This is a genomic window from Mesorhizobium sp. M0676, from assembly GCF_040320535.1.
Classification (GTDB): domain Bacteria; phylum Pseudomonadota; class Alphaproteobacteria; order Rhizobiales; family Rhizobiaceae; genus Mesorhizobium.
Genome location: NZ_JAMYPU010000013.1, coordinates 94,135 through 117,120 on the forward strand (window position 1 = coordinate 94,135; position 22,986 = coordinate 117,120).

General features: G+C 62.5%; 28 protein-coding genes. 15 read left to right on the forward strand and 13 right to left on the reverse strand.

Features of this window, described 5'->3' with window-relative positions; all coding sequences use genetic code 11:
- Positions 1-352 precede the first annotated feature (352 nt).
- Positions 353-529, forward strand: a complete 177-nt coding sequence (locus NKI35_RS16445; protein WP_023670936.1) for a hypothetical protein — start codon at positions 353-355, stop codon at positions 527-529.
- 92 nt (positions 530-621) lie between these two features.
- On the opposite strand, the gene NKI35_RS16450 is transcribed toward NKI35_RS16445, so the two are convergent.
- The 8 genes from NKI35_RS16450 to NKI35_RS16485 form a co-directional block, all read right to left on the reverse strand.
- Entirely contained in the window at positions 622-1,767 is a 1,146-nt protein-coding gene (locus NKI35_RS16450) for a GGDEF domain-containing protein (RefSeq protein ID WP_352740897.1), read from the reverse strand.
- 315 nt (positions 1,768-2,082) lie between these two features.
- On the reverse strand, positions 2,083-2,886 hold the full coding sequence (locus NKI35_RS16455) for a DUF72 domain-containing protein (RefSeq protein WP_023693383.1): 804 nt from the start codon (positions 2,884-2,886) through the stop codon (positions 2,083-2,085).
- 28 nt (positions 2,887-2,914) lie between these two features.
- Complete coding sequence (locus tag NKI35_RS16460) at positions 2,915-3,379, reverse strand: GNAT family N-acetyltransferase (protein ID WP_352740899.1); 465 nt, start codon at positions 3,377-3,379, stop codon at positions 2,915-2,917.
- A 34-nt stretch (positions 3,380-3,413) separates the two neighbouring features.
- The gene (gene uvrA / locus NKI35_RS16465) at positions 3,414-6,335 is read right to left on the reverse strand and encodes an excinuclease ABC subunit UvrA (RefSeq protein WP_352740901.1); all 2,922 of its coding nucleotides are present in this window, start codon (positions 6,333-6,335) and stop codon (positions 3,414-3,416) included.
- Positions 6,336-7,120: 785 nt separating this feature from the next.
- Positions 7,121-7,342, reverse strand: a complete 222-nt coding sequence (locus NKI35_RS16470) for a hypothetical protein (RefSeq protein ID WP_352740970.1) — start codon at positions 7,340-7,342, stop codon at positions 7,121-7,123.
- A 146-nt stretch (positions 7,343-7,488) separates the two neighbouring features.
- The gene (locus NKI35_RS16475; RefSeq protein ID WP_352740903.1) at positions 7,489-8,097 is read right to left on the reverse strand and encodes an ATP-dependent Clp protease proteolytic subunit; all 609 of its coding nucleotides are present in this window, start codon (positions 8,095-8,097) and stop codon (positions 7,489-7,491) included.
- Positions 8,098-8,126: 29 nt separating this feature from the next.
- A complete protein-coding gene (locus NKI35_RS16480) occupies positions 8,127-8,594 on the reverse strand; it encodes an SRPBCC family protein (RefSeq protein WP_352740905.1) in 468 nt (155 codons plus the stop codon).
- Positions 8,591-8,905 (reverse strand): ArsR/SmtB family transcription factor, encoded by a 315-nt coding sequence (locus tag NKI35_RS16485; RefSeq protein ID WP_023670944.1) that lies wholly within the window; start codon positions 8,903-8,905, stop codon positions 8,591-8,593. Before NKI35_RS16485 ends, NKI35_RS16480 begins: the two co-directional genes overlap by 4 nt.
- A 133-nt stretch (positions 8,906-9,038) precedes the next feature.
- On the opposite strand from NKI35_RS16485, the gene NKI35_RS16490 reads away from it, so the two are divergent.
- The 4 genes from NKI35_RS16490 to NKI35_RS16505 all read left to right on the forward strand — a co-directional run bounded on the left by NKI35_RS16490 (position 9,039) and on the right by NKI35_RS16505 (position 11,068).
- Positions 9,039-9,533 carry an ABC transporter ATP-binding protein gene (locus tag NKI35_RS16490; protein ID WP_352740907.1) on the forward strand — a complete coding sequence of 165 codons (495 nt, stop codon included), beginning with the start codon at positions 9,039-9,041 and terminating at the stop codon, positions 9,531-9,533.
- A gap of 116 nt (positions 9,534-9,649) precedes the next feature.
- Positions 9,650-10,183, forward strand: a complete 534-nt coding sequence (ssb, locus tag NKI35_RS16495; RefSeq protein ID WP_023670946.1) for a single-stranded DNA-binding protein — start codon at positions 9,650-9,652, stop codon at positions 10,181-10,183.
- Between the two features lie 37 nt (positions 10,184-10,220).
- The gene (locus tag NKI35_RS16500; protein WP_023670947.1) at positions 10,221-10,619 is read left to right on the forward strand and encodes a DUF2306 domain-containing protein; all 399 of its coding nucleotides are present in this window, start codon (positions 10,221-10,223) and stop codon (positions 10,617-10,619) included.
- 23 nt (positions 10,620-10,642) lie between these two features.
- A complete protein-coding gene (locus tag NKI35_RS16505; protein ID WP_023748736.1) occupies positions 10,643-11,068 on the forward strand; it encodes an OsmC family protein in 426 nt (141 codons plus the stop codon).
- A gap of 31 nt (positions 11,069-11,099) precedes the next feature.
- Here the strand turns inward: NKI35_RS16505 and NKI35_RS16510 are convergent, their stop codons facing one another.
- The 3 genes from NKI35_RS16510 to NKI35_RS16520 all read right to left on the reverse strand — a co-directional run bounded on the left by NKI35_RS16510 (position 11,100) and on the right by NKI35_RS16520 (position 12,783).
- The gene (locus NKI35_RS16510; RefSeq protein ID WP_023670949.1) at positions 11,100-11,729 is read right to left on the reverse strand and encodes a MarC family protein; all 630 of its coding nucleotides are present in this window, start codon (positions 11,727-11,729) and stop codon (positions 11,100-11,102) included.
- Positions 11,730-11,835: 106 nt separating this feature from the next.
- Positions 11,836-12,213, reverse strand: a complete 378-nt coding sequence (locus NKI35_RS16515) for a VOC family protein (RefSeq protein ID WP_352740909.1) — start codon at positions 12,211-12,213, stop codon at positions 11,836-11,838.
- Positions 12,214-12,246: 33 nt separating this feature from the next.
- On the reverse strand, positions 12,247-12,783 hold the full coding sequence (locus NKI35_RS16520) for a hypothetical protein (protein ID WP_023748734.1): 537 nt from the start codon (positions 12,781-12,783) through the stop codon (positions 12,247-12,249).
- An 87-nt stretch (positions 12,784-12,870) separates the two neighbouring features.
- Between NKI35_RS16520 and NKI35_RS16525 the strand changes: the two genes are divergently transcribed.
- The gene (locus NKI35_RS16525) at positions 12,871-13,722 is read left to right on the forward strand and encodes a helix-turn-helix transcriptional regulator (protein WP_352740911.1); all 852 of its coding nucleotides are present in this window, start codon (positions 12,871-12,873) and stop codon (positions 13,720-13,722) included.
- Between the two features lie 223 nt (positions 13,723-13,945).
- The gene (gene gyrA, locus NKI35_RS16530; RefSeq protein WP_352740913.1) at positions 13,946-16,735 is read left to right on the forward strand and encodes a DNA gyrase subunit A; all 2,790 of its coding nucleotides are present in this window, start codon (positions 13,946-13,948) and stop codon (positions 16,733-16,735) included.
- A gap of 57 nt (positions 16,736-16,792) precedes the next feature.
- Here gyrA and NKI35_RS16535 read toward each other — a convergent pair whose 3' ends face one another.
- The gene (locus NKI35_RS16535; protein WP_023700785.1) at positions 16,793-16,939 is read right to left on the reverse strand and encodes a hypothetical protein; all 147 of its coding nucleotides are present in this window, start codon (positions 16,937-16,939) and stop codon (positions 16,793-16,795) included.
- A 194-nt stretch (positions 16,940-17,133) separates the two neighbouring features.
- On the opposite strand from NKI35_RS16535, the gene coaD reads away from it, so the two are divergent.
- From coaD to tgt, 7 genes are all read left to right on the forward strand, one after another.
- Positions 17,134-17,634: a pantetheine-phosphate adenylyltransferase gene (gene coaD / locus NKI35_RS16540; RefSeq protein ID WP_023670954.1), complete on the forward strand. Its 501-nt coding sequence runs from the start codon at positions 17,134-17,136 to the stop codon at positions 17,632-17,634.
- Between the two features lie 168 nt (positions 17,635-17,802).
- Positions 17,803-18,297 carry a peptidylprolyl isomerase gene (locus NKI35_RS16545; RefSeq protein ID WP_352740972.1) on the forward strand — a complete coding sequence of 165 codons (495 nt, stop codon included), beginning with the start codon at positions 17,803-17,805 and terminating at the stop codon, positions 18,295-18,297.
- 43 nt (positions 18,298-18,340) lie between these two features.
- Complete coding sequence (locus NKI35_RS16550; RefSeq protein WP_023730156.1) at positions 18,341-18,853, forward strand: peptidylprolyl isomerase; 513 nt, start codon at positions 18,341-18,343, stop codon at positions 18,851-18,853.
- A 12-nt stretch (positions 18,854-18,865) separates the two neighbouring features.
- Positions 18,866-19,315 carry a DMT family transporter gene (locus NKI35_RS16555; protein WP_352459386.1) on the forward strand — a complete coding sequence of 150 codons (450 nt, stop codon included), beginning with the start codon at positions 18,866-18,868 and terminating at the stop codon, positions 19,313-19,315.
- Positions 19,315-20,403 (forward strand): tRNA preQ1(34) S-adenosylmethionine ribosyltransferase-isomerase QueA, encoded by a 1,089-nt coding sequence (gene queA / locus NKI35_RS16560; protein WP_352740916.1) that lies wholly within the window; start codon positions 19,315-19,317, stop codon positions 20,401-20,403. The genes NKI35_RS16555 and queA overlap by 1 nt, the downstream gene beginning before the upstream one ends.
- Complete coding sequence (locus NKI35_RS16565) at positions 20,393-20,662, forward strand: hypothetical protein (protein WP_023684641.1); 270 nt, start codon at positions 20,393-20,395, stop codon at positions 20,660-20,662. The genes queA and NKI35_RS16565 overlap by 11 nt, the downstream gene beginning before the upstream one ends.
- Positions 20,655-21,785 carry a tRNA guanosine(34) transglycosylase Tgt gene (gene tgt, locus NKI35_RS16570; RefSeq protein WP_352740918.1) on the forward strand — a complete coding sequence of 377 codons (1,131 nt, stop codon included), beginning with the start codon at positions 20,655-20,657 and terminating at the stop codon, positions 21,783-21,785. Before NKI35_RS16565 ends, tgt begins: the two co-directional genes overlap by 8 nt.
- A 6-nt stretch (positions 21,786-21,791) precedes the next feature.
- On the opposite strand, the gene NKI35_RS16575 is transcribed toward tgt, so the two are convergent.
- On the reverse strand, positions 21,792-22,214 hold the full coding sequence (locus tag NKI35_RS16575) for a DUF4864 domain-containing protein (protein WP_023684643.1): 423 nt from the start codon (positions 22,212-22,214) through the stop codon (positions 21,792-21,794).
- A 193-nt stretch (positions 22,215-22,407) separates the two neighbouring features.
- Here NKI35_RS16575 and NKI35_RS16580 point away from each other — a divergent pair, with 193 nt between their 5' ends.
- Positions 22,408-22,971 carry a DsbA family protein gene (locus tag NKI35_RS16580; RefSeq protein WP_352740920.1) on the forward strand — a complete coding sequence of 188 codons (564 nt, stop codon included), beginning with the start codon at positions 22,408-22,410 and terminating at the stop codon, positions 22,969-22,971.
- Positions 22,972-22,986: the final 15 nt, after the last annotated feature.

A 22,986-nucleotide genomic window follows, 5' to 3' on the forward strand; every position in this document is an offset into this window, starting at 1 on the left:
GGCCATTCCACATTCTGCATCGTTAATGACGCTTCTTCGTCCCGGCATGGATCCCTGGGTCTTCGCTCCGCTTCGCGTCGCTACGCCCAAGGATGATGAAGTCGCGAAGATCCGCGCCCGTTGCGTCGGACTTTCGTCCGAGGCCGCCACCTCTGGCACGCCGAATACTGCATGCTAGTCTTTCCTAGGCCTCGGTGAGTCGGCCGCTTCCGTATCAGTCTGGTTCTGTAGCAGATCGAGGGAATATGCTGGCTCAGCCTGCAAGTTCCACGCAAGCAAGCCACCCTAGCTTCCCTCGCAGTTCTGATTGTCGGTCGATGCGTTCAGATAATCTTGCCAGGAGAATAGGGCTATGGAACGGTTCGTCGAGGACCACCAGAAACGACGGCTGACAGAGCGTGTCGACATCATCACCGCCATCAACATTCTGCGCTCGCAAGGCTACCAGCAGGATGAGCTGATCGGCGAAATCACCAAGGTTTTCTACGTCGACCTCGACACTTACAACGAGATCGTCATAGCGGCCTAAAAGCGCGTCGCGCCTGAACGGCCTCATGCGACGCGCTTTGGGGTGTTGTTTTACGTGTGGTGAGGTTCAGGCCGGCTGAATATCAGCCCAGCCTACCCGGCGCGCCGGAAGGCGAGCACACGGTTGCGGCCGCCGCGCTTGGCGCCGTAAAGCGCTTTGTCTGCGGCGCTGAGCACCTTGTCGAATTTGGTGCCGCCCTCGCTGCCGAAGGCGTAGCCGGCGCTGACGGTGCAGGACAGCAGGCGGGTCTCGGTATCGATCCGGCGCATGGCAAAACTGGCCCGGATCCGCTCGGCTTTGAATTCCACCTTTTCAGGCAAGGTGCGATCGAGCACCAATGCAAATTCCTCTCCGCCCATGCGCGCGGCGACATCGCCCGGCTGGAGATTGGCGGTCAAATCCTTGGCGAACAGTTTCAGCACCTCGTCGCCGGTGGCATGGCCGAACTCGTCATTTATGGCCTTGAAGCCGTCGAGATCGAACACGATCACGGCGGTGAAGGACCGGACCGGTGTTTTGCCGTGCAGGTCGAACAAAGCGCGCCGGTTGAGCAGTCCGGTCAGCGGATCGGTCAGCGCTTCGCGGCGATGATGCTGCGCCAGGCGTCCCTGGTTGAGCGCCAGCGACAGCGCGCCGATGCCGGTCATGCACGCGATGACGACGATGAGGCTGAAATCCTCGGCCCAGTTGCTCGGCGCATGGCCAAGCACCAGCCTGCCATCCCAGACAAGTGCACCGGAGCACAGCACGAAGGAAATTGCGGTGGCTGTGTAGAGCCCGGCAATGCCGAGGATCGGGGCAGGGAATTCGGTGCGGCCCTTCCAGTATTCATAGGCCGTCGCAAACAGGAGCAGCGCGGCGAAGGCATTCTCCAGCATGAAGCCCAGCCCGTCATAGCCAAGCGCCATCGGCGGCAAGGCGACTGCCAGCGAGACGCCGGCGCCGACAGCAATGCGGGGCAGCGGTGACCTCCCTGTCGTGAACTGATGGGCAGCGCCCAGCATGGTCGCGAAGCCGAGCAGCAGGAACGTGAAGCTGGCGAGGCCGAGCAGGCGTCCGGGCGCGTCGATATAGGCCTGGTAGGCGAAGACGTCGGCAACGATAAGAAGCACGCTGACCGCCCATGTCAGCAGGAATCTTTCCGAGCGCGCGGTAAGCCAGATGCCGAACAGCGTCAGGCCGAGGCAAGCGGCGGAAAACCCGACAGCCAACAGAAGGGAACTGTAGTCGAGCGACATACCCTCGTCCTTGCGCGCGGCGGCCGGCCTCTAGAAAGGACCCGCACCGGGTTTATGCAGGAAGGAGGTATCGATAAGGTTACGATGCGCATAAGCTATCACGCTTCGGTTGATCGTAGCAATTCTGGGTTGAAACCCTTTTCAAGGGAAAGCGCTACCCGGTTTTCCGGGAAAACCTGTCCGCACTTTTCCTGGAATTGCTCCTAATGCATGTCGCCCAGAAGTGTGCCGCGGTTCTGGGACAACGGCATGCATCAAGACAAAGACTTAAATCACGTCGTATGAATCCGTTTCAGCGCGACGCGCTTTAACCGATCAGCTCACCCGCTTCATCAGCGCCATGGCGCCGAACGGCGCGCGCACCTTGCCCTCGGTGATGAAATAGACGAACACATCGCGCGGTTTCACCGGCGCGTCGAAAGTCGGATCGGCGCGCCGCAGATCGGCCGGCTGCTTGCCTTGCGCCCAGGTCTTCACCCGCGCTGCCCATTCGTCCAGGCCATTCGGCGTATAGCAATCCGGATTGTCGTCGCTGCCGGTCTGCAGCCGCGCATAGATAAAATCGCCGGTGATGTCGGCGATACCAGGATATTTGGCATGGTCGGCATAGACGATTGCCGCCTTGTATTTGCGCGCCAGGCCCACAAATTCCGGCACGCTGAAACTGTCGTTGCGCACTTCCAGCGCATGGCGCAGCGCCACGCCATCCTGCTTTTCCGGCAGCAGCTTCAGGAAGGCCTCGAAATCGTCGGCGTCGAACTTTTTCGTCGGCGCGAACTGCCACAGGATCGGGCCCAGCTTGTCGCCCAGCGCGGCAATGCCGGAGCCGAGGAAGCGCGTCATGGACTCGCCGGCTTCGCCAAGCACGCGGCGGTTGGTGACGAAGCGATTGCCCTTCAGCGAATAGACGAAACCGTCCGGCGCCTCGCCCGCCCATTTGACGAAGGTCGGCTCCTTGAAGCTGGAATAGTAGGTGCCGTTGACCTCGATGCTCGGTACCTGGCGGGTGGCGTAACTCAGCTGTTTGGCCTTGGAAAGCTTGTCCGGGTAGAAGGACGTATCCCAGGGTTCGAAAGTCCAGCCGCCCATCCCGGCGCGGATTGTTCCTTGGCTGATCATCGTCTTCCTCCCAGTTCTAAAAATGCGGTCAGGCTATTTTTCCAACCGGTTTGATCATGTCGACCACGGTCCATCCGGGACGGTGGGGATTGGCTCGGCGGCCCGTTTCGTGGAAGCCATAGGCCGTATAGATCTCGATGTTCCGCTCCATGCGCGAATTGGTGTAGAGCCGCACCTCCGGCACACCCCATAGCCGCGCCTGTTCCTGGGCGAAGTCGAGCAGCGCGGTGCCGAGTTTCCTGCCCTGGAAAGCGGGGGAGACCGCGACGCTGAAGATCATCGCACGATCGGGATGGCGCTCAATAACGATCAGCCCGGCGAGTTCCGCGCCGCTCTCCAAGAGCCAGACCTCGCCACGCTCGATGCGTGGCGCATAGTCCTCGGTGACTGGGAGCGGCGGCGCGCCTAACAGGGGCGTGTAGTGCTCATAGGCGGTCTGCGTCAGCGAGACGACTGCGTCGAGATCACCGGCAAGCGCCTGTCGGACTGTCATTCAAAGCTCTCCAGGCGCCCGACCGGTCTGTCAGTTACTCCGCCGCTTCGCGCTTGCCTCCGGGCCGCCGCTCCAAAAGCTCCTTCAGGAAATGGCCGGTGTAGCTGCGCTTTTCGCGCACGATGGCTTCCGGTGTGCCCTGTGCCACCAGTTCGCCACCGCCATCGCCGCCTTCGGGGCCGAGGTCGAGCACCCAGTCGGCGGTCTTGATGACTTCGAGATTGTGCTCGATGACCACCACCGTGTTGCCCTGGTCGACCAGTTCGTGCAGCACTTCCAGCAACTTGGCGACGTCGTGGAAGTGCAGGCCGGTGGTCGGCTCGTCGAGGATGTAGAGCGTCTTGCCGGTCGCCTTGCGCGACAATTCCTTGGCGAGCTTGATGCGCTGCGCCTCGCCGCCCGACAGCGTCGTCGCCTGCTGGCCGATATGGATGTAGCCGAGGCCAACCTGCTTCAGCGTCTCGAGCTTGTCGCGCACGCCGGGCACCGCGGCAAAGAAATCGACGCCTTCCTCGACCGTCATGTCCAGGACGTCCGCGATCGACTTGCCCTTGAACACGACATCCAGCGTCTCGCGGTTGTAGCGCTTGCCATGGCAGACGTCGCAGGTGACATAGACGTCGGGCAAGAAGTGCATCTCGATCTTGATGACGCCGTCGCCCTGGCAGGCTTCGCAGCGGCCGCCCTTGACGTTGAAGGAGAAGCGCCCCGGCTGGTAGCCGCGGGCCTTGGCTTCGGGCAGGCCGGCGAACCAGTCGCGGATCGGTGTGAAGGCGCCGGTGTAGGTGGCCGGGTTCGAACGCGGTGTGCGGCCGATCGGCGACTGGTCGATGTCGATGACCTTGTCGAGGAATTCGAGGCCCTCGATGCGGTCGTGATCGGCCGGATGCTCGCGCGAGCCCATGATGCGGCGCGACGCCGCCTTGAACAGCGTCTCGATCAGGAAGGTCGATTTGCCGCCGCCAGACACGCCGGTGACGGCGGTAAAAGTGCCGAGCGGGATTTCGGCAGTGACGTTCTTGAGATTGTTGCCGCGCGCGCCGACGATCTTCAGCCGGCGGTTCTTCTTGGCCTCGCGCCTGACACCGGGCGTGGCGACTTCGAGCGCGCCCGACAGATATTTACCGGTGATCGAATTAGGATTGGCCATCACCTGCTGCGGCGTGCCCTGGGCGATGATCTCGCCGCCATGAATGCCGGCGGCCGGACCCATGTCGACGACATAATCGGCATGCAGGATGGCGTCCTCGTCATGCTCGACGACGATTACCGTGTTGCCGATGTCGCGCAGACGCTTCAGCGTGTCGAGCAGGCGGGCATTATCGCGCTGGTGCAGGCCGATCGACGGCTCATCTAGCACATAGAGCACGCCGGTGAGGCCGGAGCCGATCTGCGACGCCAGACGAATGCGCTGGCTCTCGCCGCCCGACAGCGTGCCGGAATTGCGCGACAGCGTCAGATAGTCGAGGCCGACATCGTTGAGGAAGCGTAGCCGGTCGCGGATCTCCTTGAGCACCCTGACAGCAATCTCGTTCTGCTTGTCATTGAGCTGCGCCGGCAGATCGGTGAACCACTGGTCGGCCTTGCGGATCGACAGCTCTGTGACTTCGCCGATATGCTTGCCGGCGATCTTCACCGCCAGCGCTTCCGGCTTCAGCCGGTATCCCTTGCAGACCGGGCAGGGCGTCGCCGACATGAAGCGCTCGATCTCCTCGCGCATCCAGGCGGATTCGGTTTCCTTCCACCGCCGTTCGAGATTGGGAATGACGCCCTCGAACGTCTTGGTGGTCTTGTAGGAGCGCAGGCCGTCATCATATTGGAAGGTGACCTCGCGCTCGCCGGTGCCACGCAGGACGGCATCCTTTGCCTCTTCGGTCAGGTCTTTGAACTTGTCGCCGAGCTTGAAGCCGTATGCCTTGCCCAGCGCTTCCAGCGTCTGCGCATAATAGGGCGAGGTCGATTTCGCCCACGGGCTGACGGCGCCGTCGCGCAGCGAGACGTTTTCGTCCGGCACGATCAGGCTGGCGTCGATGGCGCGCTGATTGCCGAGGCCGTCGCAGGTCGGGCAGGCGCCGAACGGGTTGTTGAACGAGAACAGCCTGGGCTCGATTTCCGGAATGGTGAAGCCGGAAACCGGGCAGGCGAATTTTTCCGAGAACAGGATGCGCTCATGCGTCTCGTTCTTCGATTTGTTGACCGAGTCCTCGCCGGTCTGGCTGGCGTCGAGCGGCCGGTCGGCGAACTCGGCCACCGCCAGCCCTTCGGCGAGCTTCAGCGCCGTTTCGATGGAATCGGCAAGCCGTGTCGCCAGGTCGCCGCGCACGACGATGCGGTCGACGACGACGTCTATGTCGTGCTTGTACTTCTTGTCCAGCGCCGGCACGTCGGCGATCTCGTAGAAGACGCCGTCGACCTTGACGCGCTGAAAGCCCTTCTTCTGCAGCTCCAGCAGTTCCTTGCGATATTCGCCCTTGCGGCCGCGCACGATCGGCGCCAGCAGGAAAAGGCGCGTGCCTTCCTCCACAGCCAGCACCCGGTCGACCATCTGGCTGACCGTCTGGCTTTCGATCGGCAGGCCGGTCGCCGGCGAATAGGGGATGCCGACGCGCGCGAACAGCAGGCGCATGTAGTCGTAGATCTCGGTGACGGTGCCGACTGTCGAGCGTGGGTTCTTCGACGTGGTCTTCTGCTCGATCGAGATGGCCGGCGACAGCCCGTCGATCTGGTCGACATCCGGCTTCTGCATCATTTCGAGGAACTGGCGCGCATAAGCCGACAGGCTCTCGACGTAACGGCGCTGGCCCTCGGCATAGATGGTGTCGAAAGCAAGCGACGATTTGCCGGAGCCCGACAGGCCGGTCATGACGATCAGGCTGTCACGCGGCAGGTCGAGATCGACATTCTTCAGGTTGTGTTCGCGTGCCCCGCGAATGGAAAGGTATTTATGGTCGGCCATCGCCGGTCGCCGCCTCAGGTCTGGTGTCAGTGGGATCGGCGGGTTTTCCCGGCCATTCCCTATGTAGGTATTTTTGCCGCCACGTCGAGAGACGCCACACTTCTCGACCAAAGCCGTTTAACCGTCTTTCGCGCGAAGGGGCAAGCGGAAAGAACAAAGACCGAACACGCTCCTGACAAAGCTGTGCAGAAACTGACAAGGGTGTTTCTCAGAAACTGACCGTGACGCAAGCTCCCGGCGATCACATTTTCCGTAACCGGCTATTCAAGGTTGACGTCGTCGAATCGGGGGCGCACTCTGCCGGAGTCAACGGAGCCGGCCGTCTTTGATGGCCTCGCCGCCCATAGCGGCCTGCGAGACGCCGCAGGTTTTTGCGATTTGTGCTTCGGATTGACACCTGTCGCAACGGACATAGGAGCGGAGCATGACGCCACCGGATAGTCCCTTGAGGCTCCACCTGCTAGTGGAGCCGCGGCGGGCATAAGTGCCAGGTAGTTTCGAGGCATTGAAGTGTATGTATCCAAATGGACGCATCGCGACAATCCAACAAACCACCCGACAAACCGTGACCTGCCGAATCCCACAAAAATCAGAGACGGCTAGTCGGATCGTCGGCTGAACGCCGCGAAGCATCCGAAATCAAAGTCGGTATAACACTACCGGCAGTTTGGATTTGGAATCCAAAAAAAGCCCCGACCGTTAGCGGAAGCAACGGCGGGGCTGTTCTTTTGTGAGGAAGTCGTCGGCGCAGGCTTTCTCTCCCGTATAGTAACTGGGAAAAGGGGCTACCGGCGCGGCGGCTTGATCCCACCCGTGCCGACATCGACAGTGATGCTGCCGGAAATCCTGACATCGGTGTCGCCGAACTTGAACGTGCCGTTCTCGCCGGCAGGCAGCGCGTCGTCCGGCTCCGGCTGCGGCGCGGGCTTGGCGATGCGGTAGTCGCCGGTCACGCCGGGCAGGGCGCCTTTCCGCGACGTGCTGGTGCTGCCCCCGGCAAAGGCCATGCTCGATGTCGCCGCCGTGATGGCAATGGCTATGGTCAGTCTGTTCAGGTGGTAGCGCATGGCAAGACTATAGTGCCGCGCTCAAGGCGAGGCCAGACCAGCGGCGTTGAAATTGAGGGAACACCGGCCTGCATTCAATCCGCCGATCAGGCCGCCGCCTTTTTGCGGGTGTCGAACACATGGTCGACGAGGCCCCACTCCTTGGCCTCCTTGGCGGTCATGAAGAAATCGCGGTCGAGCGTGCGTTCGACCTCTTCATAGGTGCGGCTGCAATGCTGCGCATACAGTTCCGTCATGTGCCGTTTGGTGCGCAAAATGCCTTCGGCATGGCGCTGGATGTCGGAGGCCTGGCCCTGGAAGCCGCCCAGAGGCTGGTGCAGCACGATGCTGGCGTTGGGGAGCGCGATGCGCCTGCCCGGCGTTCCCGCCATCAGCAGGAACGAGGCCATCGAGGCGGCAAAGCCTATGCACACCGTCGATACCGGGCAACTGACAAATTGCATCGTGTCGTAGATGGCGAAGCCGCTGGTCACCACGCCGCCCGGCGAGTTGATGTAAAGCGAGATCTCCTTGTCGGGGTTTTCGGATTCCAGTGACAGGAGCTGGGCGCAGACCAGCGCCGACATGCCGTCATTGATCTCGCCATTGACGAAGATGATGCGCTCGCGCAGCAGCCGCGAGAAAATGTCGAAGGCGCGTTCGCCGCGGCTCGATTGCTCGATCACCATCGGCACCAGATTGGCAAAGCCGCTCATCTCATTGTCTCCGTTTTGATTTTTCCGGTTCAGGCAGCGCGCAGCAACAGGCGTGGCGCGTTGGCGGCGACAGGCGGTTTGGGCTTGTATGCGCGCAGCCAGAGCCGGCAGCCGGCGCCGGCCATCGCGACCGCAGGCGTCAGGACAAACCCGTCATGGACGATGCGCAGATGCGTGCCGCCGGAAACGGTGCGGGCGAGTGTGAAGGTGACGATGCTCTCCAGCTCCTCGCGGTCGGCGTCGCCGGAACGCTCGCGCCAGGAATAGCGCAGCAGGCGCCCCGGTTCGGCATCGAGCACTTCGCACTCGATCGGCTTCTCAGGCCCGGCAAAGGCAAAGCGGCTGCCGGTTTCCGGATTGATGTCGTTCGGCATCATCCATTCCGCCAAGAGGTCCGGCACGGTCAGTGCCCGCCACACTTTTTCCGGTGCGTCCGGCAGATCGCATTCGAAGGCGAGGGCATCTTTGGCGGTCTGCGTCTGCTCTTCGTCGGTCATTGGTCCATGTCCTTCAAAACGGCCTTCAGTCTTTCGATGCGCTCCGGCCAGAATGCGCGGTAGCGTTCGATCCAGCCGAGCAGCGGCTCGAGCCCTTGCGGATCGGCGCGATAGTAGGCGTTGCGGCCGGCGCGTCTTTCGCTGACCAGGCCTGCGCCGCGCAGCACGGCAAGGTGCTGCGACACCGCCGGCTGCGACACGCTCATGCCAGTGCGCAACTCCGACACGCTCATCTCGCCGGAAGTCAGCCGCTCGTAGACGGCGCGTCGCGTCGGGTCGGCCAGGGCGCGAAAAATCTCTGCTTCGATCATGGCAAAAGCATAAGTCGATACTTATCGATTTGGCAAGGGGTGTTTTGAATGCCCCGTATTGATTGGATCCTGCCGGGCCTCTAATCCATGGGCAACAAGATGGGCCGATCATGGCGAGGCAGGAGTAGTATTTATGAATTCCAACGTCGATCGTTCGTCCGCCGAGAACCTCAACGAGGCTCTGAGGCTCTATCGCCGCCTCGTCCTCGGTATAGGCGCCATCGCCGTCATCGGTTTCGTGGCCGTGATCTTGTTGGCCAAGCTGGGTACGGCGCTATCGCCGCCATACGGGATTTACATCCTCGGCGAAGGATTGGGGACCTGGGGCCTGATCGCGGTGGTAGCGGCGCTCGTCGCTCAGGTCTGGTGGCACGGGCGCGCGATCGGGAAATTGCTGAATGACCCGGCTCTGAAATCTGAACCTGCAGTCGGGCTGATGTCGGCACCAACCGTGATCGCACAGCGCGCCCATGCCATGGGCATGGAGTGGAGCGGCTTTTTCGGTCCGTTGCGACCAGCGAAAAACGGCGCTGACGACACCGCTTCTCGCCGCTGCGTGTCAGCTAAATCCACGCGCCCGCGTCGGCGATTGCTGCCATTCCTTGACAATCCGTGGTTAACAGTATAGGAACGAAAAGGGAACAAAAACCTTGTGGGAAAAGCCAGCCGCGGCAAGCCAGGATTGTGCGCGGCCTGTAAGGTGAACGACTTGAAATTTGTTTCAGATGAGCACGGAGAAGTGTCATGGCGGGTAGCGTCAACAAGGTCATTCTGGTCGGTAACCTCGGCGCGGACCCTGAAATCCGCCGCCTGAATTCCGGTGATCCGGTCGTCAACATCCGCATCGCCACGTCGGAAAGCTGGCGCGACAAGAACTCCGGCGAGCGCAAGGAAAAGACCGAATGGCACAACGTGGTCATTTTCAATGACCAGATCGCCAAGGTCGCCGAGCAGTACCTGAAGAAGGGCATGAAGGTTTACGTCGAAGGCCAGCTGCAGACACGCAAATGGCAAGACCAGACCGGCGCCGACAAGTACACGACCGAAGTCGTGCTGCAGAAATTCCGCGGCGAGCTGCAGATGCTCGATTCTCGCGGCGAGGGCGGCGGTCAGGTCGGCAACTATGCCGGCGGCGGCGGCGCGAGCCGTGGCTCGGATTTCGGCCAGTCTGGCCCCAATGAGAGCTTCAACCGCGGCGGCAATAGCGGTGGCGGCGGTTCCAAGGGCGGCGGTGGCGGCGGCTCGTCGCGCGAACTGGACGACGAAATCCCGTTCTGAGCTGACGATAGTCAGCGATATCTGAGGAGAGGGTGCGGTGTCGCTCGGACCGCTTCTATCGGCGAGCCCTCCCATTCCATGGCACGCCTTCGCGGCCCTTGCCGCGCTGGCCGTTGGCGCTACGCAACTGGCGCTGCCGAAAGGCACGACGCGTCATCGTGTCGTCGGCTATGCCTGGGCGGCGCTGATGCTGGTCGTCGCCGTCTCCAGTTTCTGGATCCAGCAGATACGCCTCGTCGGTCCGTTCAGCCCGATCCATCTCTTATCGATTTTAGTGTTGATCGCCGTGCCGTTGGCGGTCTGGCACGCGCATATGCATCGGGTCGCCAAACATCGCAGGGTCATGATATCGCTGTATGTTTTCGCCCTGATCGGCGCCGGCGTGTTCACGCTGCTGCCGGGGCGGATCATGCACACGGTCGTCTTCGGCCAGTGACGCTTTCTGAAAGGAAGATTGCCGTGAAAGCCCGGATCAAATGGGTCGAGGAGCGCACCTTCGTCGGCGAGTCCGGCAGCGGCCACAAGGTTGTGCTGGGAACCGCCTCCGGGCCGGAAGGCAAGACGCCGGGTCCGAGCCCGATGGAACTGGTGCTGATCGGCACCGGCGGCTGCTCGGCCTATGATGTCGTTCACATCCTCGAAAAAGGCCGCGAGGCGATCGAGGACTGTGTTGTCGAACTCGACGCCGACCGGGCCGAAACCGACCCGAAAGTCTTCACCCGCATCCACATGCATTTCATCGTCACGGGCCACGCGCTGTCGCACGACAAGGTCCAGCGCGCCATCAACCTGTCGATCGAGAAATACTGCTCGGCCTCGGCTATGCTGGCCAAGACGGCTGTCATCACCCACGATTTCGAGGTCGTCGATACGGCGGTGGAGTAGGGAGCAGGGAGCAGGGAGCAGGGGCTGCCGTTTACCCCGCCATCAGCGCCTTGATGCCATCCGCGACGAACTGAACCGCAAGCGCGGCCAGGATGACGCCGAGCAGGCGGGTCAGGATCGAGCGGCCGGTCTGGCCGAGGATGCGGTCGATGCGCTCCGACAGCACGAACACCAGATAGGTGATGGCAAGGCAGACGAAGATGATGCCGACCAGCGCCGCTTGTGCTGCAAAACCCTGAAACGAGCCCGACAGTAGCACGGTCGCCGAAATCGCACCGGGGCCGGCGATCAGCGGGATCGCCAGCGGGAAGGCCGCGATGTTGTGGATCATGTCCTTGGTGATGGCGACGTCGCCGATCTTCTCCTTGCGGTCCTGGCGGCGCTCGAACACCATTTCGAACGCGATGAAGAACAGCAAAAACCCGCCGGCGACGCGGAAAGCCGGCAGCGTGATGCCGAACACCGACAGGATGGACGCCCCGGCCACCGCAAACAGCGCCATCACCAGGAAGCCGATGATCGAGGCGCGCACCGAAACCTGCTGACGTTCCTCGCGGTTCATGCCGCGTGTCACCGCGAGGAAGAGCGGCGCGAGACCTGGCGGGTCGATGGTCACCAGAATGGTGACGAAGGCGTTGAACAGGCTGTCGAAACTCGGCATCGCTGACCCCTCCCGCCGGGCCGGACCCCTGCGCCACGATAGTGGTAGAGCAAAGCCTGGCCGGTGGGAACCGTCTGAGATGGCGATACCGGAGACGCCGGCAGTGTTAGGCGGCAGCGTTGCAACAGGCCTCCAGGCGATAGCCGTCGGGATCGACGATGAAGGCAGCGTAATAGTTCTCGCCATAGTCGGCGCGCAGCCCCGGCGCGCCATTGTCGCTGCCGCCTGCACGCAAGGCGTCGGCGTGAAAGGCGTCGACGCTCCGCCTGGTCGGCGCGGTAAAGCAGAAATGCAGACCGGACTTCTCGTCCGACGGCACTGGCTGCTCCGCGTCGTTCACCCACAGCCCGACGGCTTGCGCACCATAACCCAGTGAGCCTGGCGACTGGCTGAGGCAGGAATAACCGAGCGGCTTTAGCGCGGCATCGTAGAAGGGGTTCGAAACGTTGGTGTCGCGGACACCGATCGAGACATGGTCAAGCATGTTTTTTCACCTTTTTTGCAATATGTTGCGTCATCAGTCCTGGGCGACGCGGCGCGCCAGGAACTCGACTTCGAGACGCCATGTCTTGCGATCGTCGTGCGAACGCTCGCCGAGCCAGCGGAAGCTGTCTTTGGTGATGCGTGAAAAGCTCCAGCGGACCGAGGAACCAGTGCCGTCGGCGCCGACCTGCACAATCGTGTCGCCTTCGGCGCGACCAAGCTGGCGGCTGTAATATTGGTTGCGCGGGTCGCTCCAGAAGATGTGCCAGGCATCCGAGCCGGGATCATAGGCCCGCAGCGTTGTGCCATAGAAAGTCCATTTGCCGAGCGAGGGCGAGGGGCCGGCATCCCGCGCGGGCAGGATCCATACATCCTGGATCGCCCTGCCTTCCAGGACCCAGCCGAAATGCACCTCGCCGCGTCCGGTGAGAACCGTGCCGTCCTCGAGATGGCGCGTGGCCTCGAATGTCCAGGCGCCGACGAAGCGGCCGTAGAGATCCAGCTTTTCAGCCAGGCCGGGATTGGGGCCGTCGCTGTGGAGCGCTTCGGCAAAGGAGGATGCACCGATCATACTTGCTGCCTTCGTTGTGTCAGGAGGCTGCAAGCGATAGGCCCCGGCAGGGTGTCGCGCTTGGGAAAAATTGCTATCTTTCAAGCCATGACGACGAGCCAACAAAACCTGGCATCGGGGCAGGGTTGGTATGTCTGTGACGTGCTGTGCACGGCCGGCGCCGGCGACCGCCCGTTCGAGGAGGCGCACGACACCTTCTGCGTTGCCGCTGTCACCAGCGGCACCTTTCGCTACCGCACCAGGCAAGGCGCCGCCATGCTGGCGCCGGGCGCGATCCTGCTCGGCAATGTCGGCGCCTGCTATGAATGCGGGCATGAGCATGGCGCCGGCGACCGTTGCCTGTCCTTCCACTTCGCTCCGGCCTATCTCGACCGCATCGCCAGCGACGTGCCCGGCGCGAGCAAGCTCGCCTTCGGCGTGCCGCATATGCCGCCCTTGCCGGCGCTGGCATCGCTGCTGGCCGAGGCGGAAGCGGCGCGCGAGATGGTCGACATCGACGCCTTTGAAGAGCTTGGCCTGCGAATTGCGGGCGCAGCACTGGCAGTTGCCGGCGCAGCACTGCCTGTGGCCAGCGATGCGGTGCCTGGCGTTCGACCGCCGAGCCGCCGCGACCAGAAACGGGTTGCCGAGGCGGTGCGGCAGATCGAGCTCAATGCCGACAGGCCGGTCTCGCTTTCCGAGCTTGCCTGCGCGACGGCGACCAGCCCGTATCATTTCCTGCGCACCTTCCGGCAGGTCGCCGGCATGACGCCCTATCAGTTTCTGCTGAGAACCCGGCTGCACCGCGCGGCGGTGCGGCTGCGCATGTCAGGCGATGCCATCTCGGCAATCGCCTTCGAGGCCGGTTTCAACGATTTGTCGACGTTCAACCGCCGTTTCCGGCGCGTCATGGGTGAGACGCCTGGCCACTATCGCACCCGGCGGGTGGCTACCCGCTGACGCGTCTGTCTGCCTCCAGATAAGCTGTTGGCTTGGAAAACTGTCCTTCGCAGGCTTTTGCCCCTGGCGGCGGCGAATGCGTTATGGCCAAATCGTCGCAATCAGAGGTATCCATTTGAATTTACCACTGAAATCCTCATTGGAAAAGCACCACGAATATTGGAGTTTCGGCCGTGCTTCCTATATAAGCGATCAGTGATTCCTGATTAGATTGTGATCCGATTTGACCGACCAAAAACCCCCGCGCGGCGCCGACGGCGGCCCTACCGGCATCGAGCCCATCTCCATCATCGAGGAGATGCAGAGCTCCTACCTCTCTTATGCCATGAGCGTCATCGTCAGCCGTGCGCTGCCCGATGTACGCGACGGCCTGAAGCCGGTTCACCGCCGCATTCTCTATGCGGCGCATGAGAGCGGTTACCACTGGAACCGCAAATATGTGAAGTCGGCCCGCCCGGTCGCCGACGTGATGGGTAAATACCATCCGCATGGCGACGCCTCGATCTACGACGCCTTGGTGCGCATGGCGCAGGACTGGTCGCTGCGCGTTCCGCTGATCGACGGGCAGGGTAATTTCGGCTCCATCGACGGCGATCCGCCGGCGGCGATGCGCTACACCGAATCGCGGCTGACCAAGGTCGCACATGAACTCTTGGAGGACATCGACAAGGAAACCGTCGATTTCCAGGAGACTTATGACGCATCCGACACCGAACCGAAGGTGCTGCCGGCCCGCTTCCCCAATCTTCTGGTCAACGGTTCCGGCGGCATCGCCGTCGGCATGGCCACCAACATCCCGCCGCACAATCTGGCCGAGATCTGCAACGGCGCCATCGCCATCATCGACAATCCGGCGATCGATTTGCCGGCGCTGATGGAGATCATTCCGGGTCCCGATTTCCCGACCGGCGGCATCGTGCTCGGCCGTTCCGGCATCTACAGCGCCTATGCGACTGGCCGTGGCTCTATCGTCATGCGCGGCAAGGTCAATGTCGAACAGCGCGGAAACGACCGTGAATCGATCATCATCACGGAAGTCCCGTACCAGGTGAACAAGGCCTCGATGATCGAGAAGATGGCCGAACTGGTGCGCGACAAGCGCATCGAAGGCATTTCCGACATTCGCGACGAAAGCGACCGCCAGGGCTACCGCGTCGTCATCGAGCTGAAGCGCGACGCCGTCGCCGACGTCATTCTCAACCAGCTTTATCGCTTCACGCCGCTGCAAACCTCCTTCGGCGCCAATATGGTGGCGCTGAACGGCGGCAAGCCGGAAGTGATGAACCTGACCGACATGCTAAAGGCATTTGTCGGCTTCCGCGAAGAGGTGATTAGCCGGCGCACGAAGTTCCTGCTGCGCAAGGCGCGTGACCGTGCCCATGTATTGGTCGGTCTCGCCATAGCCGTCGCCAACATCGACGAAGTGATCAAGCTGATCCGCACCGCGCCCGATCCGCAGACGGCGCGCGAGCAGTTGATGGAGCGGCGCTGGCCCTCCGGCGACGTCGAGTCATTGATTCTGCTGATCGACGATCCGCGCCATCGCATCAATGAGGATGGCACCTACAACCTGTCCGAGGAACAGGCGCGCGCCATCCTCGAACTGCGCCTGCAGCGCCTGACTGCGCTCGGCCGTGACGAAATCGCCGACGAGCTGAACACCATCGGCGACGAGATCAAGGATTACCTCGACATTCTGTCGTCCCGCGCCCGCATCCAGCAGATCGTCAAGGACGAGCTTGCCGCCGTGCGCGACGAGTTCGGCACGCCGCGCCGCACCGAGCTCACCGACGGCGGCGCCGACATGGAAGACGAGGATCTGATCCAGCGCGAGGACATGGTCGTCACCGTCAGCCATTCCGGCTACATCAAGCGCGTGCCGCTGTCGCTCTACCGGGCGCAACGCCGCGGCGGCAAGGGCCGCTCCGGCATGTCGACCAAGGAAGAGGATTTCGTCACCCGGCTGTTCGTCGCCAACACGCATACGCCGGTGCTGTTCTTCTCCTCGCGCGGCATCGTCTACAAGGAAAAGGTCTGGCGGCTGCCAATCGGCAATCCGCAGTCGCGCGGCAAGGCGCTGATCAACATGCTGCCGCTGGAGCAGGGCGAGCGCATCACCACCATCATGCCGCTGCCCGAGGACGAGACCAGCTGGGGCGAACTCGACGTCATGTTCGCCACCACGCGCGGCACCGTGCGCCGCAACAAGCTGTCCGAATTCGTCCAGGTCAACCGCAACGGCAAGATCGCCATGAAGCTGGAGGAGGAGGGCGACGAGATCCTCGGCGTCGAGACCTGCACAGACAATGACGATGTGCTTTTGACCGCCAGCTCCGGCCAGTGCATCCGCTTCCGCGTTGGCGATGTGCGCGTCTTCCAGAGCCGCAATTCGGTCGGCGTGCGCGGCATAAGCATGGCCGAGACCGACCGCATCATCTCCATGTCGGTGATCGAGCATGTCGATGCTTCACCGGCGGAACGCTCCGCCTACCTCAAGCGGGCAGCACTGGAGCGGCGGCTTGCCGCCGAGGTGACCGGCGAGGAAGAAGAGATTGCACTCACCAATGAGGAGATTGGCGAGGAGACCGAGCTTTCCGACAGCCGTTACGAAGAGCTCAAGGCGCATGAGCAGTATGTGCTGACGGTGACCGAATATGGCTACGGCAAGCGCTCGTCATCCTACGATTTCCGCCTGACCGGACGCGGCGGCAAGGGCATCCGCGCCACCGACGTGTCGAAGGTGGCCGAGATCGGCCAGCTGGTGGCGACTTTCCCGGTCGGCAATGACGACCAGATCATGCTGGTTTCGGACGGCGGCACGGTCATCCGGGTGCCGGTCAACGGTATCCGTTTCGCCAGCCGCGCCACCAAGGGCGTGACCATCTTCAACACCGCCGAAGGCGAAAAGGTGGTTTCGGTCGAACGGATCTCGGAGCCGCAGGCCGACGAGGATGTCGAAGAGAGTGTCATTGAGGCCGGGGCCGGAGATGCCGTACCGGACAGCGCCGAATAGGTTTTGACCAACAACGCCGGCCCGATGGGCCGGCGCAAACAAGAAACTAGCAATAAATCAGGGGTGACGGTGGGGCCAGCGAGCGCCGAAACCTTCGAACCGCTTTGTGCGGACACGGACGCGCTCTGCCTCGCTATGCAATCCGAATGCGGTGGCGATCAGCATGGCGACGGTCATTGCGGTGGCGAGCATGTAGATCAGCATGTGCGTGTTCTCCTGCGCCTATCCAACGGTTAGATCGGGTTTTGGTTTCATCTTCCGAAGTGCAAACTAGCGAACGCGGCGTGAAGTCTTCGTGATCAAGGCATTCATCTGTCGTTCATGTCTGCGAAAAGGTTCACGCAGATGTTCCCAATCGCATTTGCCTTCCGCCCAATGCCCCGCTAGAAGCACCTCCCATGACCGATCGCATCGCCCTTTATGCCGGCTCCTTCGACCCGCTGACCAACGGCCATCTCGATGTCCTGAAGGCATCGCTGGCTGTCGCCGACACGGTTTATGCGGCGATCGGCACCCACCCCGGCAAGACGCCGCTGTTTTCCTTCGACGAACGGGTGAAGCTGATCGAGGCCGCGACCAAGGCCGAATTTGGCCGCGACGGCGACCGTATCAAGGTCGTCGCCTTTGACGGGCTGGTCATCGACGCGGCCCGCAAGCATGGCGCCTCGATCATGATCCGCGGCCTGCGTGACGGCACCGATCTCGACTATGAGATGCAGATGGCTGGAATGAACGAGACGATGGCGCCGGAACTGCAGACGGTTTTTCTGCCCGCCAGCCCGTCGGTACGCACCATTACCGCCACACTTGTGCGCCAGATAGCCTCGATGGGCGGCGACATCCGTCCGTTCGTGCCGGCCGCCGTTGCCGGCGCGCTCACCGCCAAATTCGCGAAATAGTGCATGTCGCCCAAAAGTGGATGCCGGTTTTGGGGCAACGACATGCACCCTAACAAAGACCTTCGGAGATCCCTTATGCAGCTGAAAAAGCTCGCCTCGTTCCTCGTCGTGCTTGCCGGTCTCGTGACCGCATCCGTTTCGGCCTTCGCCGCCGAGCCGGAAAACACCATGATCATCACCTTGAAGAACGGCGACGTCACCATCGCGCTGCGCCCTGATCTGGCGCCCAAGCATGTCGCGCAGATCAAGAAGCTGGTGCGTGAAGGCGCTTATAACGATGTCGCATTCCACCGGGTCATCAACGGCTTTATGGCGCAGACCGGCGACGTCAAGTTCGGCAACATGAAGAAGGGGTTCAGCCCCGAGGCCGTCGGCACCGGCGGTTCAGACCTGCCCGACCTGCCGGCCGAATTCTCGCAGAGCGAACATTTCAAGCGCGGCACGCTCGGCATGGCCCGCTCGCAGGATCCGAACTCCGCCAATTCACAGTTCTTCATCATGTTCGCGCCGGCGCCAAACCTCGATGGCCAGTACACCATCGTCGGCAATGTCGTCAGTGGCATGGAGCTGGTGGACAAGATCAAGAAGGGCGACGAGGCCGACAACGGCACGGTCAGCGACCCCGACCGCATGATCAAGGTACGCATCGCCGCCGACAAGTAAACCTATCAAATCATTCTGTTTTCTGAGATAAAGGAGATCCGACATGGCTGAGATCAAGGACCGCGAAAACGCGCTCATCCTGGAAACGACCAAGGGCAAGGTCGTCATCGAACTGTTCCCCGACCTGGCCCCCGGCCACGTCGCCCGGATCAAGGAACTGGCCCGCGAAGGCGCCTATGACGGCGTGGTTTTCCACCGCGTCATCGAAGGCTTTATGGCGCAGACCGGCGACGTCAAGTTCGGCAATTCGACCAAGCCCACTTTTGCCCCCTCCCGCGCGGGCATGGGCGGCTCGGAAAAGCCGGACCTGAAGGCTGAGTTCTCCAACGCCAACCATGGTCGCGGCACCTGCTCGATGGCCCGTTCGCAGAACCCGAACTCCGCCAATTCGCAGTTCTTCATCTGCTTCGACGATGCCGCCTTCCTCAACCGCCAGTACACGGTCTGGGGCCAGGTCATCGAAGGCATGGACAATGTCGACAAGATCAAGCGCGGCGAGCCGGTGGTCGATCCCGACAAGATCGTGTCGCTGAAGGTCGCGGCCGACGTCAAGTAAGGACAAACGACGATGATGGGCGTGGTCTGGTCGCTGCTCGGCATCCTGTCCGGCGCCTTCATCGCCATTCAGGCGCCGATCAACTCGCAGCTGGCGCGCGGCCTGGGGCTCCCGGTCGCGGCTGCTGCGTTTTCGTTCCTGTCGGGCGCGATCGTGCTTGGTATCATCTCCATTGCCGTTGTGCGGCTGCAGGACATCTCCCTCGACTGGAAGGCGCCGGCGCCTTGGCTGTTCATCGCCGGCGGCATGCTCGGCGGTTTCTATGTTACCCTGTCAACCATTCTTACGCCGCGCATTGGTGCAGCCGCGTTGATGGCGTTCCTGGTTGCCGGCCAGTTGCTGGCCGGCATGCTGATCGATCGCGTCGGCTTTCTCGGCGTGGCGGTGCGCGAGATTTCGCTCGGCCGCATCGCCGGCGCGGTGCTGCTGTTGGCCGGAGCGCTGCTCGTCCGGCTCTACTGATGCGCGTCGATCTCTTCGACTTCGACCTGCCGGAGGAGCGCATCGCGCTGCGCCCGGCCGAGCCGCGCGACAGCGCCAGAATGCTGGTGGTCAGGCCAGGCGAAGACTTTGCGGACCGCGCGGTGCGCGACGTTCCGTCCTTGCTCAGAACGGGCGACGTGCTGGTCTTCAACGACACCAAGGTCATTCCTGCCCAGTTGAGAGGCATCAGGCGGCGCGGCGAAGCGCAGGCGCAGGTCGACGCCACGCTGCATATGCGCATGGCGCCGGACCGCTGGCTGGCCTTCATGCGGCCGGGCAAGCGCATCGCCGCCGGCGACCGCATCCATTTCGGCCATGACGGCAATTCCTGTTTTCTCGGCCAACTCGACGCCACGGTCATCGAGAAGGGCGACGCCGGCGAGGCGTTGCTCGGCTTCGACCTCTCCGGCCCATTTCTCGACGAAGCGCTGCATGCCGTCGGCCACATCCCGCTGCCCCCCTATATCGCCTCCAAGCGCGACGACGACGCACGCGACCTGACGGATTACCAGACAATCTATGCCAAGGAGGAGGGCGCAGTCGCTGCCCCCACCGCAGGCCTGCATTTTACGCCGGAGCTGTTTGCCGCGCTGGATGCAAAAGGCATCGAACGCCGCTTCGTCACCTTGCATGTCGGCGCCGGCACCTTCCTGCCGGTCAAGGCGGACGACACCGCTGACCACAAGATGCATGCCGAGACCGGCTCGGTCAGCGAAGCAACAGCCGACGCTCTGAATGGCGCCAAGGCGCGGGGCGGGCGCATCATCGCTGTCGGCACGACCTCGCTGCGCCTGCTGGAGAGCGCGGCACGGCCTGATGGCTCGCTGACCGCCTGGTCCGGCCCGACCGACATCTTCATCACGCCGGGCTATCGGTTCAAGACCGCCGACCTGCTGATGACCAATTTCCATCTGCCGCGTTCGACGCTGTTCATGCTGGTTTCGGCCTTCAGCGGCCTAGATACGATGCGTGCGGCCTATGCTCATGCCATCGGGAACGATTACAGGTTCTATTCCTACGGAGATGCAAGCCTGCTTTATCGAGCGGAGATGAGCGATGGACGATGACCTGCAGGCCTTTGATCGCGAAAGCCTGATCGCCGAAGTGAAGAAATTGCGTGCCGGCATTCGCCAGCACCGAGATTCTACCGGCCATGATTTATGCTGGCATCATCCCAACCTGTGGGACCTGCTGCCGGAAAAGACCGATCCATCGATTGCCGTGCCGCCATGGCCGAAATTCATGCGCGGCTGCATCCAATACCGCCAGTCGCTCGACAGGCAGGCGCCAGGCGCGCCTGTCCATGACAAGGAATTCAATGGCTGAGACATTCACCTTCAAGATCCTCGCCACCGACGGCAAGGCGCGGCGCGGTTCCATCACCATGCCGCGCGGAGAAATCCGCACGCCGGCCTTCATGCCGGTCGGCACCGGCGGCACGGTCAAGGCCATGTATATGGACCAGGTGCGCGGCGTCGGCGCCGACGTCATTCTGGGCAATACCTATCATCTTATGCTGCGGCCAGGCGCCGAGCGCGTGGCGCGGCTTGGCGGCCTGCATGAGTTCGCCCGCTGGCCACAGCCGATCCTGACCGACAGTGGGGGTTTTCAGGTCATGTCGCTGTCGAAGCTCAGAAAATTGACCGAGAAGGGCGTCACCTTTCGCTCGCACATTGACGGCGCTGCCTACGAGATGTCGCCGGAGCGCTCGATCGAGATCCAGGGCCTGCTCGATTCCGACATCCAGATGCAGCTCGACGAATGCACAGCGCTGCCGGCCGACCTCAAGCAGATCGAGCGCGCGATGGAGCTGTCGCTGCGCTGGGCCGAGCGCTGCAAGACAGCGTTCGGCGACCAGCCCGGCAAGGCCATGTTCGGCATCGTCCAGGGTGGCGATAACGCAGCACTCAGGGTGCGCTCGGCGCAGGCGCTGAGCGCGATGGAGCTGAAGGGCTATGCCGTCGGCGGCCTGGCCGTCGGCGAGCCGCAAGCGGTGATGCTGGATATGCTGGAGATCACCTGTCCGGAATTGCCTGACGACAAGCCTCGATATCTCATGGGCGTCGGCACGCCGGACGACATCGTGAAATCGGTGGCGCGCGGCATCGACATGTTCGACTGCGTGATGCCGACCCGCGCCGGCCGCCATGGCCTGGCCTATACCAGGCGCGGCAAGGTCAATCTCAGGAATGCCCGCCATGCGGACGATCCGCGGCCGCTGGACGAGGAGAGTGACTGCCCGGCGGCACGCGACTATTCACGCGCCTATCTGCATCATCTCGTGCGCTCGCAGGAGGCGCTGGGCGCGATGCTTCTGACCTGGAACAACCTGTCTTACTATCAGAAGCTGATGCAGGACATTCGCGCCGCGATCGAGGCAAAGGCCTTCGAGGCGCACACATCAGACATTTCAGAGGGATGGGCGAGGGGCGATATTCCGGTGCTATAAGCACATCTAGGTGCTGAGCGAATTCGCTGCGCGCAAGCTGCAGCCGGTGATTTGAAAGCTGCCGTCGGGCTGCTGTTCCAGCGTGTAGACCGCCTCATAGTCCTTGCCGTCGGGCCCAACGATCAGCACTTGCTGGATTAGAGAAGTTGGCCCCATCTGCTCGACCTTGCCGAAGGAATAGCTCTGCGGCTGGCGCACCGGCGGATAGCCGTTGGTCACCATGTTCATGAAGGTGTCGACGGTCGGAAAGATGCGCTTCACATTTGGAGCGGCGAAACTGTACGCCTTGGCGCCATCATTGGCGATGAGCGCCTTCAACTGACCATCGATGACGGCCTGGCCGGCCTTGACTTCGGCGTCGCCGGCAAGGGCTGCCGACACGAACAACGCGAACAGCAATGAAACGACTGCGAATGCGGTGCGGCGCATGGCCTGTCTCCATTGTCCCCCAACAAAACCTGTCCCGGGACGCATCATACCATACGGTTTGCGGAGCCTCACGGTTTCAGCAACCGCAATATTCGCCACGCAAGTGCCACATGATCATGCTTAAGCCTCCTTTAACGCGGGGCGCGCATCGTAGGGACGGGTGGGGACCCGTTCGCGCAACCAGGGGACGACCATGTTCAAGCAGCCGATCGACCGGCGCCTTTTGCTGAAGGGCGCGGCAAGCCTCGCAGTTTTGGCTCCCTTGCCCGCCTGGGCAAGCACTGGGCCGACCGTCACGGAAGTCGCCTTCGATCCCGCCATTCCAGCGCTCGGCAACCCCGATGGCGACGTCACCATCGCCGAATTCGTCGACTATCAGTGCCCGATCTGCAAGCTCGTCTTCGTCGAACTGAAGAAGTTGATGGAAGAGGACAGCGGCGTTCGGCTTGTGATGAAGGACTGGCCGATCTTCGGCGACGTGTCGCGCGACGCGGCGCGGGTGACGCTGCTGAGCGGCGAACACTATGGCGCGGCGGTCGATGCGCTGATGACCAACCAGCGCGGCCTTTCGGAACGCCGCACCAACGACATCCTTTCTTCCGTCGGTGTCGATGTGGCGATGGTGCGTGCCGACCTCGCCATCCGTGAACCCGATATCGACGCTGCCCTTGTCCGCACCGAAGTCCAGGCGACGGCGTTCAAGCTGCGCGGCACGCCAGCCCTGGTCATCGGCGCGGCATGCCGGTGTCCGAACTGAGACAAGCCGTCGCCA